Annotated in this window: 13 protein-coding genes and 1 pseudogene; 7 read left to right on the forward strand and 7 right to left on the reverse strand. The window is 69.8% G+C overall.

Annotated features, from left to right (window positions below):
* Positions 1-181: 181 nt before the first annotated feature.
* Complete coding sequence (locus tag BKH33_RS07450; RefSeq protein WP_076142673.1) at positions 182-1,195, reverse strand: TIGR01777 family oxidoreductase; 1,014 nt, start codon at positions 1,193-1,195, stop codon at positions 182-184.
* A 168-nt stretch (positions 1,196-1,363) separates the two neighbouring features.
* On the opposite strand from BKH33_RS07450, the gene BKH33_RS07455 reads away from it, so the two are divergent.
* On the forward strand, positions 1,364-2,380 hold the full coding sequence (locus tag BKH33_RS07455; protein WP_003780518.1) for a hypothetical protein: 1,017 nt from the start codon (positions 1,364-1,366) through the stop codon (positions 2,378-2,380).
* A 99-nt stretch (positions 2,381-2,479) separates the two neighbouring features.
* On the opposite strand, the gene BKH33_RS07460 is transcribed toward BKH33_RS07455, so the two are convergent.
* Positions 2,480-3,229: a CDP-alcohol phosphatidyltransferase family protein gene (locus BKH33_RS07460; protein ID WP_003780515.1), complete on the reverse strand. Its 750-nt coding sequence runs from the start codon at positions 3,227-3,229 to the stop codon at positions 2,480-2,482.
* Positions 3,230-3,438: 209 nt separating this feature from the next.
* A complete protein-coding gene (locus BKH33_RS07465; RefSeq protein WP_076142674.1) occupies positions 3,439-7,374 on the reverse strand; it encodes a WD40 domain-containing protein in 3,936 nt (1,311 codons plus the stop codon).
* A 384-nt stretch (positions 7,375-7,758) separates the two neighbouring features.
* Between BKH33_RS07465 and BKH33_RS13885 the strand changes: the two genes are divergently transcribed.
* Positions 7,759-7,932 (forward strand): hypothetical protein, encoded by a 174-nt coding sequence (locus BKH33_RS13885; protein WP_167368383.1) that lies wholly within the window; start codon positions 7,759-7,761, stop codon positions 7,930-7,932.
* A gap of 166 nt (positions 7,933-8,098) precedes the next feature.
* Here the strand turns inward: BKH33_RS13885 and BKH33_RS07475 are convergent.
* Both BKH33_RS07475 and purL read right to left on the reverse strand, forming a co-directional pair.
* Positions 8,099-8,254, reverse strand: a pseudogene (locus tag BKH33_RS07475) (VOC family protein); the annotation flags it as partial.
* A 196-nt stretch (positions 8,255-8,450) separates the two neighbouring features.
* Positions 8,451-10,811, reverse strand: coding sequence for a phosphoribosylformylglycinamidine synthase subunit PurL (gene purL / locus BKH33_RS07480; protein WP_076142675.1), 2,361 nt, complete (start codon positions 10,809-10,811; stop codon positions 8,451-8,453).
* 211 nt (positions 10,812-11,022) lie between these two features.
* On the opposite strand from purL, the gene BKH33_RS07485 reads away from it, so the two are divergent.
* The 5 genes from BKH33_RS07485 (at position 11,023) to BKH33_RS07505 (ending at position 14,268) form a co-directional block, all read left to right on the forward strand.
* Positions 11,023-12,435, forward strand: a complete 1,413-nt coding sequence (locus BKH33_RS07485; RefSeq protein ID WP_003784594.1) for a glycosyltransferase — start codon at positions 11,023-11,025, stop codon at positions 12,433-12,435.
* Positions 12,436-12,628: 193 nt separating this feature from the next.
* Positions 12,629-12,964, forward strand: coding sequence for an ArsR/SmtB family transcription factor (locus BKH33_RS07490; protein ID WP_003784603.1), 336 nt, complete (start codon positions 12,629-12,631; stop codon positions 12,962-12,964).
* The gene (locus BKH33_RS07495) at positions 12,957-13,391 is read left to right on the forward strand and encodes an SRPBCC family protein (RefSeq protein WP_003784618.1); all 435 of its coding nucleotides are present in this window, start codon (positions 12,957-12,959) and stop codon (positions 13,389-13,391) included. Before BKH33_RS07490 ends, BKH33_RS07495 begins: the two co-directional genes overlap by 8 nt.
* A 21-nt stretch (positions 13,392-13,412) precedes the next feature.
* On the forward strand, positions 13,413-13,793 hold the full coding sequence (locus BKH33_RS07500; RefSeq protein WP_003784597.1) for a TfoX/Sxy family protein: 381 nt from the start codon (positions 13,413-13,415) through the stop codon (positions 13,791-13,793).
* 94 nt (positions 13,794-13,887) lie between these two features.
* The gene (locus BKH33_RS07505) at positions 13,888-14,268 is read left to right on the forward strand and encodes a nuclear transport factor 2 family protein (protein WP_076142682.1); all 381 of its coding nucleotides are present in this window, start codon (positions 13,888-13,890) and stop codon (positions 14,266-14,268) included.
* 644 nt (positions 14,269-14,912) lie between these two features.
* Here BKH33_RS07505 and purQ read toward each other — a convergent pair.
* Entirely contained in the window at positions 14,913-15,623 is a 711-nt protein-coding gene (gene purQ / locus BKH33_RS07510; protein ID WP_003784616.1) for a phosphoribosylformylglycinamidine synthase subunit PurQ, read from the reverse strand.
* A 3-nt stretch (positions 15,624-15,626) separates the two neighbouring features.
* Complete coding sequence (purS, locus tag BKH33_RS07515) at positions 15,627-15,881, reverse strand: phosphoribosylformylglycinamidine synthase subunit PurS (RefSeq protein ID WP_003784601.1); 255 nt, start codon at positions 15,879-15,881, stop codon at positions 15,627-15,629.
* Positions 15,882-15,886 lie beyond the last annotated feature (5 nt).

Genomic DNA, 15,886 nt, shown 5'->3' on the forward strand with positions numbered 1-15,886 from the left:
CGTCCGGCACCGTGAGTCCTCGTGCCGGCCGGTGAGGAGGGCGGCTCCAGCATCGGGCCCCGCCGGGGCCAGGACCATCGCGCCCTGACGGCCGCTAGGCCGCCGCCCCACGCCCCATCAGCGGGCGAGGCAGCCAAAACCGCGCTATCCGCATCATGGTCGCCGCGGCACCGGGGCGGGATCAGGCGCCGAGTCCCCAGATCGAGGCCGCACCCGGCGCGGTGAAGCGGAAGCCGGAGGCGAGCAGCGCCTGGGGGACCGCACGCTGGGAGGCACCGAGAAGCTCGGCAAGCATGCTGCCGATGCCTCCGGTACCGCCGGTCGCCCCGCCCCTCCCCGCCCGGTCCAGCAGGGCCTGGGGCACCACCGCTATCGAGGGCGGGCCGCAGGCGCGGGACAGTAGCCGGTGGAGGTCGCGGTTGCGCAGAGGCTCGGGCGCGGTCAGGTTGACCGGCCCGCGGATGTCGTCGTGCTCGATGGCCCACAGGAGGCCGGCCGCGGCATCCTCCAGTCCGATCCACGGCTGCCACTGGTCGCCACGGCCGAGCCGGGCCCCCGCCCCCACCCGGTAGGCGGCGCCGAGGAGCCTGCCCAGCCCGCCCGAGGAGCTGACCACCAGGCCCGTGCGGGACTGGACCGTGCGCAGCCCGGCCCGCGCCGCCGGGCCCGCAGCGGCCTCCCAACGCAGGCACAGCTCGGACAGGAACCCCTCACCCGGGCCGCACGCCTCGGTGAGGATCTCATCGCCCCGATCCCCGTAGAAGCCGGTGGCCGACCCACTCAGCAGGACCCCGGGCCGCCCCGCCGGGGGCAGGCCCGCGGCGACCCGGGCGATGAGGGCGGTGGTGGACAGGCGCGAGGCCGCCAGCGCGCGACGGCGCGCCGGTGTCCAGGGGCGCGGCGCGATCGGGGCGCCCGACAGGCACACCACGGCTCTGGCCCCCTCCAGGGCGCCGGGCGCCAGGATGCGCTCGGCGGGGGCCCACCAGGCGTGCTCCCTGCCGGAGGCATCGACCTCGATGCCCTCCCGCGGTGCCTTGCCCGGTCCGCTGCGGTGGAGGATCCGGATCCTCCAGCCACTGTCCCGGGCCATATCCGCCAGGCGGGATCCGATGAGGCCCGCACCGGCCACGACGAGCAGCCCCGGGCCGCTGCGGCGGCCGGGCGGCGCTGAGGGGATCCCGTGAGTGCCCATTGACCCACCCTAGGCCCTCGGCCGCCCCTTGGTCCCGCCCGGCCTCGTCTGCGCCCCTGGCGCCAGCACCGGGGACAGGATGTCAGGACCCTCCTCCTGGGCGAGGAGTGAGCCGTATCGACTCACAGGATGCGCACAACGGGCACCCACTCCTCTAGGCTCATCCCAATGCCCGAACACGCCCTCGCCTCCCGCTCCCCCATCATGGACCTGATGGCCCTGCGCTCCGTCACGGAGCTGCCCATAGCCCAACGCCACATCCTGGACCCAGAGGTCCTGCGGACCGTGGCGGTCGTCGATCGTGTCGGAGACCTGACGCGCTTCAACGTCGCAGAGGTCCCCGAGCTCGCTCAGGTCTCCAGCCCCGAGGACCTGCTGGCCCCCGACGAACGCGGCTGGGCGCTGGGGCACGCGCTGTCCCTGGCCGTTGAGCACGGGCAGCGCCTGTGGCTCAGTGAGGTGACCCCGGCACAGCTCGAGCAGCTGCGGGTGGTTCTGGGCGCGCACCTGGTCCACATCGCCTCCCTGGGCGAGGTCGCGAGGGCTGAGGAGGCCGGAGGAGGCGATCCCGCCGACGACGCCGTGGATGCGCTCGTGGATGAGGTCACCGTCGTCGCCGTGAGCCCACGCCACCTCCTGGACGAGTGGAGCACCGGAACCCCGGCACAGATCGGATTCCTGCGCACCGTCCTGGAGGGCACCGATCCGCTGCGGGTCTCGCGCCACACCCTGGCCGCCCTGCGCGAGGCCGGGGTGGATCTGGTGCCGCGCGCCGAGATCGTCCGGCTCCTGCACAACCCGCGCTTCCTCGCCTACGCGACAGTGTTCATCTACTCCTCGCTGCGGGCGCTGCCGGCAACCTTCGCCCCCGGATTCCGCGGCAACCCCTGGGTGCTGTGGACCATCGACATCGTCACCGCCGTGCCCTACACGTGGGGCATCATCGCAATGGTCGCGGGTCGACGACGACGTATCCGCTTCACCGGCTTCCTCGTCACCCTCATCACCTTCATCGCACCCTACGTGTACTTCTTCTTCGCGGGCAGCCACGGCGACGGCAACCGCTACCCCGGCTGGGTCATCATGGTGGTCATCGGCCTGGTGCTGGCCACTGTCCTGCTGGAGGGCGGGCGCTGGCTGCGGGATGTGGCGGTCGCTCGAGGCCTGCGCACCTGGGCCGGCTGAGAGACCTCCGACGCGCAAGGAAACGGCCACCCGCCTCACGGTGGGTGGCCGCTGTGCGAAACTGGGCACCTGCCGGATGGCACGCCCGCAGCTGCGCCGCTAGAAGTCGGTACCGGCGACCGCCGTCTCCGGCTCAGCACCACGGATCGAGCGCAGGAGCCCGGCGAGCAGGAACCATCCGCCGAAGACGACGATGACCGCGACCAGGCTGAGGGGACGGTGTGGGTAGATCGCCACGAGCCAGCAGGTGGCCAGGAACCATACCGCCACCGCGCCGATGTTGAGGGTACGGAAGCGCTTGACGCGGGCCGGGTGCGCGTAGTGCGTGGGCACCAGGGTGAGCACCACGAAGATGAGGGTGACGATGATGTTGAAGACCGCCGGGGTCTGCAGCACGTAGAACATGAGCGCCACGATGTTCCAGGCCGCCGGGAAGCCCACGAAGTAGTAGTCGGTGGACTTCCACTGCTTGTTGGCGTAGCAGAACATCGACGAGCTCAGGATGAGGGCCATGAGCAGGCCCGCCACCGGCCTGGGCCCCATCGGCAGCGCCACGTACATGAACACCGCCGGGATGAAGGTCCAGGTGAGGTAGTCGACGACGATGTCCACAATGCCGCCGTCGAACCAGGGGATGATCTCGGAGACCTTGGCACGGCGGGCCAGGGTGCCATCGACGCCGTCGACGACGAGGGCGACGAGCAACCAGACCCACATCCAGGTGAACTCCCGACGGGGGTTGATGGTGGCGAGCATCGCCAGGCTGGCCCATACCAGTCCCGACATGGTCAAGATGTGCACTGCCCAGGCGGCGACACGGGCCCGTGCCGGGTGCTGCGCCGTCGACACAAACGTCCCCTCTCGGTGGATGACACTGACGGCGGGAAGTCTATGCGGTTCACAGCCACGACACATATCCGCAGGGAAGCGCTTCTCCGGCACGCCCCGGCGCCGGCCGGCGCACCCCCGGTCCGAGAACCGCGTGTGGCCCCGTACCTAGGAGGTACGGGGCCACACGCGGACTACGACGCGCCCCGAAGGCGCTCACAGGAGATGACTCACATGCTCACGTTGCGGAAGTCGAAGGGGTAGATCCCCATGGGGTTCCAGTGGGCGTTGAGACGTGCACCGGTGGCAGCCTCGTGAGCCCACAGCTCGCTGGTGATGACGACGCCGCCGCCCTCCAGCTCGCTGAGCCCCAGTCGGTGGTGACCGTCGACGTAGTCGTCGGCCTGCTCCACCGGGTAGAGGGCCAGGTCGGCAGCCGGGATGGAGAGCACGGCGAGCTGCTCGTCAAGGCCGGCCAGGTCGTTACCGGAGATGCCGTAGCGGCTCGCCAGCTCGTTGACGTCGCGGCGTGCGATGGCGGCGACGAACTCCTGGACCTCGGTGTAGATCCGACGGCGCAGCTCCTCGTCCCCCCAGGGGACGGGGGTGGGCTCCGCAGGCTCCTCCTCAGCGGCTTCAGCGGCCTCGGGGGCCTCAACGGCCTCCGTGCTCTCTGCGGGCTTCGCGGGCTCCTCAGACTCCGCGGCCTCCACTGGCACCTCAGGCGTCTGAGAGCTCTCCGAGTTCTCCGCCTGCTCCGCGTTCGCCACGTCGATCTGCTCGACGGGACCCTCGGGCGCCGCGTGGTCCTCAGGATCGTCCTCGGGCGTTGAGACGGTGGGCGCGGCGACGGGCTCAGAGCCTTCGGCCTCGGCGACAGGCGGCACCGCGCCCTCGGCGGGGACCGCGTGCCGGGGCATCTCCGCCTGCACCGGCTCACCGAGCTCCTTGGAGAGGTCCAGAGTGGTCTGGTCACTCTCGCTGCCGGCGTCGCCGATCGGAGCGGGCTCGGACTGGTCCGGGGCGACGGTCTCACCGGTGGGCGCGGCGACGGGCTCGTCGCCGGCGTGCTCGACGGCGGGGATCGCCACCGGCTCGTAGGCCGACTCGGCCGTCCCGGAGGACGACGCCACCTGGGTCGGTGCGGCAGCGTCGGAGGCGGCCTCGACCTCGCCCTCGACAACCACGTCCGCATCCGGCTCAGCCGGGGTCTGGGCCGTGGCGGCCGCGTGCCGGGCCCGGCGCGAGGCGGCGGAGCCGGTCTGGGGCGCCGGGGTTGCGGGCGTGTTGATGACGGCCTCGCTGGTGCTGTCGTCGTCAGGCTCAGCACCGGCCGCAGAGGGGGTCTGCGCTGCCGATACCCCGATCTCACCGGGCTGATCACCCTCGTCGACCGGTACGGGGCTCTGCTCCTCGACGGGGGCCGTGGTGGGAGCCACCGGCATCGCAACCATCGACGGCGTCGTCGCGGCCGGAGGAGCGGTCACCTCACCGTCCACGAGTCCCTGATCCACGGGGAAGGGCTGGACGAGGAGGGTCTCACCCGTCGGAGCGGCGACCGGCTCGGTCTCGGCCGGTGCGGCCGGCTGCTCGACGGCGTCTGCGACCACAGCGGCGTCTGCCGGCGTGTGCGCGGCCGTGTGCCGGGCACGGGCGGCAGAGTCCTCCGCCTCGGGGGCGGAGACAGGTGTGACGATCTCGGCCTCGGCGGACACGGGCTCCTCGATCTGCCCCTCCTCCGCTGCGGGCTCCGCAATCGCCTCGGGGACCGGCTCGCCGTCCGTCTCGGCAGGGGCGTCCTCGACGGTCTCGGGCACCGGCGCCGAGGCGGCCTCTTCGTGAGCCGACTGAGCCGGCACGCCCTCGCCTGCTGGAGCGGCCTGAGAAGCAGGCCGGTCAGCGGCAGCATCGGGCTGCGCAGGAGCCGGCTCGGAGATCGAGCCAGCTGAAACGGCGGAGTCCTGCTCAGCCGGTTGCTCAGCGGAGTCGTCGGCCACCTCCGTCACCTCGCCGGCCTCAACGGCCTCAGGCGCCGGCGACGTCTCGGAAGTCCCCTCCGCTGCCGGGCCCTCGCCCTCCGGGATCGCCGGAGAAGGCTCCGCGACGGTCTCGGGCAGCGGGTCGGGGTTGATGTACTGACGCCGCTCGACACCCACACGAGTGAGCTGGCCGGCGAGGATCTCAGGACGGCCGAGGTAGTCCCAGACCTCACCGGGACCCGAGCGCAGGCTCAGGGAGGGGGCGTCGAGGATGGCCACCCCGCCGTCGGGCAAGAAGCACAGGAACAGCCCGGTCATCTCGCCGGTGGTGGCGTCCCACAGGCGCACCGTTCCGTCCTCGGAGCCGGTGAGGATCCGGGCGCCGTCAGGACTCCACTGCGCATCGGTGACGCCGAAGCGGTGGCCGGCCAGGGACAGGACGATCTTGCCGGAGACCTCGTCCCAGACGCGCACGACGCCGTCGTCGAAGCCGGCCAGCACCCGGGCGCCGTCAGGGCTCCAGGCGTAGGAGCGGACCATGGCGCCCTCATCGCGCAGCGTCACGAGCTCGCCGGAGGTGATGACGTCCCAGACGTGGGCGGCGCCGTCGGCACTGCCGGTGACGACACGGGGACCGCCCTGGGTCCACACGACGTCGCGCACCCAGTTACCGGTGTAGGTGTGGATGACCTCGCCGGTGTCCGCGTCCCAGATGCGGGCGGTCCCGTCCTGGGAGCCGGTCAGAACGCGCTGACCGTTGGGGCTCCAGGCCACCGAGGTGATCATGTCGCTGTGGCCCTCGAGGGTAAGGATGCGTTCGCCGCGGGCGGCGTCCCAGATCGCGGCGCGATCGTCTCCCAGGCCGGTGAGGATGCGCTCGCTGTCCGGGCTCCAGGAGACGTCGTTGACGTCGTCCTCGCCGGCGGTCAGGGCCTGGACGACGTCGCCGGTGGAGGCGTCAAGGATGAGGACGCGCGGTGAGAGGTAGGAGGATGTGGCCAGGCGGGTGCCGTCGGGACTCCAGACGACCTCGCTCAGCTCGCGGGCGCCGTTGTCCACCGTCAGCCGCGGCTCGCCGGTCGTGGCGTCCCAGACGCGGTTGCCGCCGTTCTTGGCGCCGATGGTCAGCTTCGTGCCGTCAGGGCTCCAGGAGACGGTCTCGACGGAGTTGCCGGGCCCCAGGACGAGCAGGGGCTGACCGGTAGCGGCGTCCCAGACGCGCACGGTGTCGTCGTGCGAGCCAGTGGCCACGCGGCGCGAGTCCGGGCTCCAGGCCAGGGCGCAGGCCCACTGGCTGTGGCCGCGCAGGCTGAGCAGCTCCTCGCCGGTGGCGGCGTCCCAGATGTGGGCGGTGGTGCCGGAGATGTCGTCGGTGATGATGCGGCTGCCGTCGGGACTCCAGGAGACCACGCTCACCCAGCGGCGCTCGCGGCCGTGGAGGCTGAGGACCTCCTCGCCGGTGGCGGCGTCCCAGACCCGGGGCTCGGCGGAGTCGAAGGCGGTGATGATGCGGCGCGAGTCCGGGCTCCACGACAGTCCAGTCATCGGCTCGATCGGGCCGACGTGGGTCGGCCTGCCGTCGGGGCCCACAGTGGCGCCGCGCCCCACGAAGGCCATGGGGCCCACGCGCAGCAGCTCGGTGCCGGTGGTGACGTCCCAGACCCGGGCGGTGCCGTCATCGGAGGCGGTGGCCACGCGGGTCCCGTCCGGGCTCCACGACACCGCGGTGAGGTGCTCCGTATGACCGGACAGTGTGCGCACCACCTGGCCGCTGGAGGCGTCCCAGATGCGGGCCGAGGCGTCGTCGAAGCTGGTGAGGATGCGGGTGGAGTCGGGACTCCAGGCCACTGCCCCGCCGACGCCGGAGCCGCCGACCCCCAGGGTCAGCAGGTCGGCACCGGTGGTCGCGTCCCAGATGCGCACGCTGTGGTCCTCCGCCGCGGTGAGCAGACGCGTGCCGTCGGGACTCCAGGCCACCGCACTGATGGACAGACTGGGACCTGCGAGCGCGAACAGCTCGGTGCCGCGGTTCGCGTCCCAGACCCGGGCCGTGCCGTCGTGCGATCCGGACAGGAGCCGCGTCCCATCCGGGCTCCAGGCCACACCCCACAACGCGTCGAAGTGGCCGGCATACAGTGACACCTCGCGAGGGTCGATCGTCCCCGAGGTCTCTGAAGGCACAGTCATGGTTGAAGTCTAGAGATCTCTGCGAGGTATCTGCGGCATCTTGAGCCGATTGCGAGCAGTTACCTGAGTGATATCTGGCAAATCCGCGGCTGAGAGGGCGCCACGCCGGGCGCACGACACGCTGAGGCGCCGCCTTCCGCGCTACTGCGCTCCGTTCGAGCGGGTACGGAAGGAGCGTTGCGCGGTCGGCAACGAATGACTCGCCAACCGCTTCGATATCTTCCTGAGACACCCGGACATTAATTGACGACCGCCGTCGGGAAGCCTCCTCCAACCTGAGTTGGAAGCGCGCCGCGATCCGCCCTCCTTAGGGTGGATATGGATCGGCAGAGAATCATTCGGCGGCCTGATGTGCCTTCAGCCATGATCACGCAGGCTGGAGCCATGACTGCGATCACGACCTCCCGCCCCATGATCCGCGGGCTCGCCTCCGACGGCGAACCCCTCGGACGTCGTTGGCTCAAGAACATCCTGACCGCCGCCCTCGCCGGCATTCTCTATCTGGTGCTCATCGGCGTCCCGCGCACAGCGTCCACGCTGATCACCGGTAGGAACTGAAGCGCGCCGCCCTGCTGCTCCGAGTCCTTCTTCCTTCTCGCCGCTGACACTGCGCGGGGACATCCCACGCGTGCGGGTGCAGGTTTCCTGTCCTCGTAGGCGTCAGATGTCCCGGTACGTGTAGAAGGCCTCCGGCAAGAGCGGAGTTGAGGCGCGCAGGCGACGCTCAGTCGCCAGCGCCGTGGAAGACGGCCTCAAGGTTGTTGCCGTCAGGGTCGAGCACGAAGGCCCCGTAGTAGCCGGGGTGGTAGTGCGAACGCTCCCCGGGCGCGCCGTTGTCGGTTCCTCCCGCCGCGAGCGCCGCCTCGTAGAAGGCCTTGGAGACCGCCGGATCACTGACACTCACAGAGGCATGATCGATCATGCACCCAGGCTAGCGGTGCGCACCTGGACGCGTAAGACCCGGCCGTCTCTTTCCAAATCCCCCGGACGTCGAGCCGGCATTCTTCGCGGAGCCCTGCGGAAATGCCTTAGGGCTCGGCGAAGAATGCCCGGTTCGGTGCGCAGTGGAGGGGCGCTCAGAACAGGGCCGGCAGGACGCCCTCGACGTCGGCCCCGAGCTCGGCCAGGTCCAGGACGAGGGGACGCCCGGCACCGCCGTCGGCGAGCAGGTCGCTGCCGGCCACGACGAGCAGGTCGCCGCCGGTGGTGCCCAGGCGCGCCACGGCGACGTCCTCGGCCTCGGCGGCCGCAGTCACGGCGGGCACGAGCTCCTCACGCACGGCAACGATCGCACGGGCCCCGGACTCGGAGAACAGGGCGGTGAAGTCGTCCACGCCCTCCTCTTGGATGGCGGTCAGGTCCACGCTTGCTCCGACGCCGCAGCGCAGGCAGGAGTCCACGAGCGCCTGGATGAGGCCGCCGGCGGAGCAGTCGTGGGCGGCGTGAACCAGTGACTCGCCGCCGCGGCCCTCCGCGTCGCTCAGGGCCAGCAGGACCCGCCCGAGCGCCATCTCCGCCTCGAGGTCAACGCGCGGAGGCAGCCCACCGAGGTGGTCGTGGACCACACGGGACCAGGCCGAGCCGTCGAGCTCGTCGGCGGTGGTCCCCAGAGCCATGATGGCCAGACCCTCCTCGTGCCAGCCCGAGGGGTTGGCCCGGCGCACGTCGTCCATGACACCCAGGACGCCGACGACGGGCGTGGGGTTGATCGAGGAGTCGAGCTGCCCCTTGACCTTGCCGTGGGAGTTGTAGAGGGACACGTTGCCGCCAGTGACCGGCACGCCCATGACGGCGCAGGCGTCGGCCAGGCCGGTAATGGCCTCGACGAGCTGCCACATGGCGTCGGGGTCCTCCGGCGAGCCGAAGTTGAGGCAGTCGGTGACGGCCAGGGGCCGGGCGCCCACGGTGCACACGTTGCGGTAGGACTCGGCCAGGGCCTGGGCGGCGCCGGTGGCGGGGTCGAGCTTGGTGAAGCGGCCGTTGGCGTCGGTGGAGATGGCCACGCCGCGACCGGTGGCCTCGTCGACGCGAATGACACCGGCGTCGTCGGGCTGGCACAGGGCGGTGTCTCCACGCACGAACCGGTCGTACTGGTCGGTGACCCAGGCGGTGGAGGCCTGGTTGGGGCTGGTCACGACGGCGCGCACCTGCTCGGCGAGCTCGGCGGCGGATCCGGGGCGGTCCAGGCGCTCGGCGGTGTCCGCGTTGAGCTCGTCCTGCCAGGCGGGGCGGGTGTAGGGGCGCTCGTAGGTGGGCCCCTCATGGGCCACGGTGCGCGGGTCGACGTCGACGATCCGCTCCCCGAAGTGGTCGATGGTCAGGCGGCCCGAGCCGTTGACCTCCCCGATGACGGCGGCCTCGACGTCCCACTTGTCGATGACGGCCATGAACTCCTCGAGCTTGTCGGGCGCGACAACGGCCATCATGCGCTCCTGGGACTCGCTCATGAGGATCTCGCCGGCAGTCAGGGTGGGGTCGCGCAGGAGCACCTTCTCCAGGTCGACGTGCATGCCACCGTCGCCGTTGGAGGCCAGCTCGGAGGTGGCGCAGGAGATGCCGGCGGCGCCCAGATCCTGGATGCCGAGCACGAGCCCGGCGCCGAACAGGTCGAGGCAGCACTCGATGAGGACCTTCTCCATGAAGGGGTCGCCCACCTGGACGCTGGGGCGCTTGGCGGGCATGCCGTCCTCGAAGGACTCGGACGCCAGGATGGAGGCCCCACCGATCCCGTCGCCGCCGGTGCGCGCCCCGAAGAGCACCACCTTGTTGCCGGCGCCGGTGGCGTTGGCCAGGTGGATGTCCTCATGGCGCAGCACGCCCACACACAGAGCATTGACCAGCGGGTTCTCCTGGTAGGAGGAGTCGAACTCGGTCTCTCCGCCGATATTGGGCAGCCCCAGGGAGTTGCCGTAGGTACCCACGCCGGCCACCACGCCGTGGACGACGCGCGCGGTGTCGGAGTGGTCGACGGCGCCGAAGCGCAGCTGGTCCATGACGGCCACGGGCCGCGCCCCCATGGAGATGATGTCGCGCACGATCCCGCCCACGCCGGTGGCGGCCCCCTGGTAGGGCTCGACGTAGCTGGGGTGGTTGTGCGACTCGACCTTGTAGGTCACGGCCCAGCCGTCACCGATGTCGACGACGCCGGCGTTCTCCCCCATGCCGACCAGGAGGTGCTCGCGCATCTCTGGAGTGGTCTTAGCCCCGAACTGGCGCAGGTGGATCTTGGAGGACTTGTAGGAGCAGTGCTCGGACCACATGACCGAGTACATGGCCAGCTCGGCGTTCGTGGGGCGCCGGCCCAGCAGCTCGCGGATGGACTCGTACTCGTCAGCCTTGAGCCCCAGCTCCTTCCAGGGCATCTCCCGTTCGGGAGTCGCGGCGGCATCGGCAACGGTGTCGGGGTGGTGGGCTGGGATCGCGGACTCGGGCGCCATGGGTGCTCCTGGTCGAAGAGGGAGTGCGGCCGGGCCAAGCCTACCCGCGCCCCCACGGTGCCTCATCTCACCACTCGCCTTGGCCCGCCGCTGTCCGCGCCCGGTCCTAGCGTCGCGGAATTCGGCCGAAAAACATTGAGAAATGGAAACGAGGCGCCACGCCCACTCTCAAAGTGCTGCGACTCACACGATTTCGGGGGAAGATCATGGCATGAGAGACATCGACGTCGCCCCACTGCCCCTGTCGCACCTGGAGAGCCACCTGGACGAGGTGGCCGTCAGACGGCTGCACACGAGTCTGGCCGGCGCCGAGGCCCTCCTGGAAGGACGCACCGTGTGGACGGTGACGCCGTCGGCCGCCGCCGGTTCAGGGCCGGCGGAGACGGTCGCCCCCCTCGTGGGCTACGCCCTGGGCGCCGGCCTCGACGTGCGTTGGCTGAGCCTGGACGCCCCCGAGGAGTTCACCCAGATCGCCAACCGCCTGCACGCCGGCATTCATGGAGACCGCGGCGATGGCGGCAAGCTCGGGGACAAGCAGCGCGACATCTACGAGCACGTCCTGTCCTCCAACGCGGAGAACATCGTCGATGAGGTCCGCCCCGACGACGTCGTCATCCTCCACGACCCGCCCACGGCCGGCCTGGCCAAGGCCCTCAAGGCCGTGGGTGCCACCGTGATCTGGCGCTGCCACGCCGGGGCCGAAGGGGCGGGAGAGGCCGCCGACTACGCCTGGGCCTTCCTGGACCGCTACCTGGAGGACGTGGACCTCGTCGTCGTCTCCCGCCCCGAGTACCGGCCGCCCTACATCGAGGCCGAGCGCTGCGCGGTCCTGGCGCCCTCCATCGACGCCGACTCCCCCAAGAACCGGGTCCTGGATCTGGACGAGGCCTGGTCGGTGGCGCGACTGTCCGGCATCTTCGCCGGTGAACCGCCCTTCGAGGCCGTGCCCTTCCTGCGTCACGACGGGCGCGCCGACGCCTTCCGCGGTCTGACCGATGACCCAGTCCTGGCCGGCGGACCGGTACCGCTGGGCGCCCGAGTCATTACCCAGGTCAACCGCTGGGACCGCCTTAAGGGCGGCCTGGAGCTGGTGGAGGCCTTCGCCGACAACATCGCCCTGCTGCCCGAGGACGCCCACCTGCTGCTGGTCGGCCCGACCCCGGACGGGTCCGAGTCGCAGGCGACCCTGACGCAGATCGTGGAGCGCTGCTCAGTGCTGCCCGAGTCGGTCGCCTCACGGATCCACGTGGCAGCGGCGAGCATGGAGGACCGGGAGGTCAACGCCACTGTTGTCAATGCCGTCCAGCGGGTCAGCTCGGTGGTCACCCAGCGCTCCCTCATCGAGGCCTTCGGCCTGACGGTGGCCGAGGCGATGTGGAAGAAGGCCCCGGTGGTAGCCTCCGCTGTCGGCGGCATCCGTGACCAGATCGACGACGGCGTCGACGGCGTCCTGGTTGACCCGACCGACGGCGTCGCCTGGGCCGAGGCCGTGCGCGACCTGTTGCTCTTCCCCGAGCGGGCCCAGGAGATGGGGCTGGCCGCGCACGAGTCCGTGCGCCGGGAGTTCCTGTCCAACCGCCACCTGCAGGACCTCCTGCAGATCGTGGCCGACCTGGTGGGCTAGCGGCTGACCGACTGACGGCACCGGCAGGCCCGAGCAGATCCGGCTCGGGACAGGCCTCGTTCCCACTCGGTCCGGAGGACCGGCAACAATGCGGTTCGCCGCCCCGAAAGAGATGACATCACTATCTACAAACATTCATGAGTACATGTGGATATTTGTGCTAGGGTGAAGTCATCGACCTGAGGAGGAGCGCGTGGGAGCAGCGGAGGCGATTGATGTCGATGTGGCGTTACGAGCCCTGGCCGACGGGAACCGTCGGGCGATCCTGAGGGTGATCCGCTCAGGCCCGCAGCCTGTCGGCGTCGTCGCGCAGGCGGTTGGACTGTCGCAGCAAACCGCCTCACATCACCTTCGAACCCTTCAGAAGGCGGGCCTGGCAACCGTCAGCGCCGATCACACGCGCCGCCTGTACGCGCTCAACACGGATGGACTGGCGGCGGTGCGCTCCTACCTCGACGACTTCTGGCCCGGAAGGCTGGCGGCCCTCAAGTCCGCCGTCGAGCAGCGAGAGGAGAGGCGGCATGGCTGAGTTCCGGGACTCCATTGAGATCGAGGCACCCCCGCAGGCGGTGTTCGAGTACCTCACCACCAACGAGGGCATGACGGCGTGGATGGGGCAGTACGCCGATCTCGATCCGTCGCCGGGCGGCCGGTTCGCGGTCGACATCGCCGGCTATCCCGTGCGGGGCGAGTACCTCGTTGTCGAGCCGTGCAAGCGCGTGGTGGTCTCCTGGGGGTTCGCCGGCAATGACGACCTGCCCGCGGGCGCATCCACGGTCGAGTTCCTCCTGATCCCGATCACTGGCGGCACGCGCGTGGACCTGCACCACACCGACCTGCCGGAGCCCGAGGTCCGCGGGCACGCGCACGGATGGGCCCACTTCATGCCCCGCCTCAAGGTCGCCGGTGCGGGCGGGGACGCCGGACCGGACCACTGGCAGCCGCTGACCGACTGATCGCCGAGGGGAGGAGAAGCCGTGTCAGTGATGACGCCCGAGCAGCACCGCCTCGTTCAGCGCGTCCGCGCACTGGTCGATGACGAACCGGATGTGCGGGAGGTCTCCATGTTCGGAGGCCGAGCGATCATGGTCAACGACAAGATGATCGTCAGCGCGGGGAAGAGCGGGGACCTCTTGGTGCGTGCCGATGCCGAGCGCCATGAGGCGCTCCTGGACGAACCGGGTGCGACGCAGGCTCAGATGGGTGCCGGGCGAGACATGGGGCCCGGGTGGATCACCGTTGCACCCGAGGCCATCGCCGACGACGAGAAGCTTGCCTTCTGGGTCGACGTCGCCAGGGACCACAACCGCACCCTTACCGGCGGGGAATCGGGAGGCACGAGGTCCAAGAGAGCATGAGGGCCTTCCAAGAACCGCGCCGAACCTCTCAAGGCGTGGCTCGACAAGCACGTGGCACAGCGAAGCCATGAACCACTTCACTGAGGAGCAGCACATGACCACTGACAACAAGACCACTTCCGACAGCGCTTTAGGTATCGCTACCGCCTATCACGAGGCGTGGACCGGCGGCGACCTTGACAAAGCGGTGAGCTTCATGGCCGACGACGTGGTCGTTCACGCGCCAGGAAAAGAGCTCAACGGCAAGGAGGAGTACCGCGCATACCTCGGCGGATTCATGAAGGTCATGGAGGGACACACACCTCACGCCGCCTTCGGTGACGACAGCACTGCTGTGCTCTACTACTTTCCCCACACTCCCTCGACCCGATCCGCTCCAGTCAGCGAGTGTTTTCTCGTTGAGTCAGGGGTGATCAAGGAGAGCCATTTAGTCTTCGATAGACTGTCTTACGCTCCGCCCTCCGAGCCTCAGTGAATATCTCGTTTCACAGCAGCGGATCTGGAATGCGACTCTCAGGAGCACGCGCGCGAGGATAATTCACAGAGGCAGTGACTACCCGTGTCCGCCCGACCGGAGACCGCTCGCCTCGTCATGCGCCGACCCTGGGCGCTCCACGATCCAGCATCCCCTTGGCCGCGACCTACACGGCTCAAGATCTCAGGGGACTTCATCACACCGTGAGCGGAGTTATCCACAGGTCGTGTCCACAGGCTTGTGCAGGGTTGTGTGGGTTCTTGGGATGTCGCCACTCCCCCTGTGCACAAGACCCATTCGAGACCTCCAACTCGGGTGAGCGATCCCACTGGGGACTTCCCACAAACCCGGCGGCGGACCTTGGGACATCATCGCTATAGACAGAGTTTTGGCTGAAAATACAGGGAAACCAGCCGATCAGTCAGGCCCTGTCCGCGAGATTCCAACGGCCACGACCTCGGCGGCAGCGACTGCACATTCTTCAGCGTCGTGCAACTCGAGCGTGACCACTCCGAGGGGGGCCGGACAGTGAGGCACCCCGCCCTCTCCACAGTTCTACACAGGCTCGACGGCGACCTGTGGATAACTCGGAGGGGCGGGGTGTTGTTGTTCTCAGCCCTGACGGCTGTCAGGCGCAGGCGCGGTCAGACGGCCAGCAGGGAGTCGATGGCGGAGCGGAAGACCCCCAGTCCATCAGTACCGGTGCGCGGACCGGCCTGCGAGCTGGGACCGAATCCGGGCTCAACCGCGTGCTCGGGATGAGGCATGAGGCCGACGACGTTGCCGCGCTCGTTGCGCACACCGGCGATGTCGCGGGCCGAGCCGTTGGGGTTGCCCACGTAGCGGAAGACGACGAGCCCCTCGCCCTCGAGGCGATCGAGCTCCTCGGGTGCGGCGATGAAGTTGCCCTCGCCGTTCTTCATGGGGACGACGATCTCCTCCCCATCGGTGAATCGACTGGTCCAGGCGGTCTGCGTGTTCTCCACGCGCAGCCGCTGCTCAACACAGATGAAGCGCTGATCCGCGTTGCGCAGGAGCGCCCCGGGCAGGAGGTGGGCCTCGGCGAGGATCTGGAAGCCGTTGCAGATGCCGAGCACCGGCATGCCGCGCTCGGCGGCGGCCACAACCTCCTCCATGACGGGGGCGAAGCGGGCGATGGCGCCGCAGCGCAGGTAGTCGCCGTAGGAGAAGCCTCCGGGCACGACGACGGCGTCGACCCCGTGCAAGTCGGCGTCCTTGTGCCACAGACTCACCGGCTCGGCCCCAGCCAGGCGCACGGCGCGGGCGGCGTCGACGTCGTCGAGGGTGCCGGGGAAGGTGATGACACCGATGCGGGCGGAAGGAGACTCACTCACGGCTCAGGCCTCCTCGTCAGCGGTCACGGAGACGACATCCTCGATGATCGGGTTGGACAGGAGGGTGTCGGCGGCCTCGCGAGCGGCGGCCAGGTGCTCCTCGGTGACGGGGCCGTCCACGGTCAGCTCGAAGCGGCGCCCCTGACGCACACCGGTGAACTGGTCGAATCCGAGGCGAGGAAGGCTCCCGACGACTGCCTTGCCCTGGGGGTCAAGAATCTCGGGCTTGGGCATGACCTCGACGACAATGCGTCCCATGGGTG

Origin of the sequence: Actinomyces naeslundii, assembly GCF_001956585.1 — a bacterium.
Taxonomy (GTDB): domain Bacteria; phylum Actinomycetota; class Actinomycetes; order Actinomycetales; family Actinomycetaceae; genus Actinomyces; species Actinomyces naeslundii.

Bases quoted from the DNA above. Each gene is read 5' to 3' on its own strand.
- purL (WP_076142675.1), bottom strand. From the start codon at position 10,811: ATGGCGCCCGAGTCCGCGATCCCAGCCCACCACCCCGACACCGTTGCC.
- purS (WP_003784601.1), bottom strand. From the start codon at position 15,881: ATGGGACGCATTGTCGTCGAGGTCATGCCCAAGCCCGAGATTCTTGAC.
- BKH33_RS13885 (WP_167368383.1), top strand. From the start codon at position 7,759: ATGACTGCGATCACGACCTCCCGCCCCATGATCCGCGGGCTCGCCTCC.
- BKH33_RS07455 (WP_003780518.1), top strand. From the start codon at position 1,364: ATGCCCGAACACGCCCTCGCCTCCCGCTCCCCCATCATGGACCTGATG.
- BKH33_RS07495 (WP_003784618.1), top strand. From the start codon at position 12,957: ATGGCTGAGTTCCGGGACTCCATTGAGATCGAGGCACCCCCGCAGGCG.
- BKH33_RS07485 (WP_003784594.1), top strand. From the start codon at position 11,023: ATGAGAGACATCGACGTCGCCCCACTGCCCCTGTCGCACCTGGAGAGC.
- BKH33_RS07505 (WP_076142682.1), top strand. From the start codon at position 13,888: ATGACCACTGACAACAAGACCACTTCCGACAGCGCTTTAGGTATCGCT.
- BKH33_RS07450 (WP_076142673.1), bottom strand. From the start codon at position 1,195: ATGGGCACTCACGGGATCCCCTCAGCGCCGCCCGGCCGCCGCAGCGGC.
- BKH33_RS07465 (WP_076142674.1), bottom strand. From the start codon at position 7,374: ATGACTGTGCCTTCAGAGACCTCGGGGACGATCGACCCTCGCGAGGTG.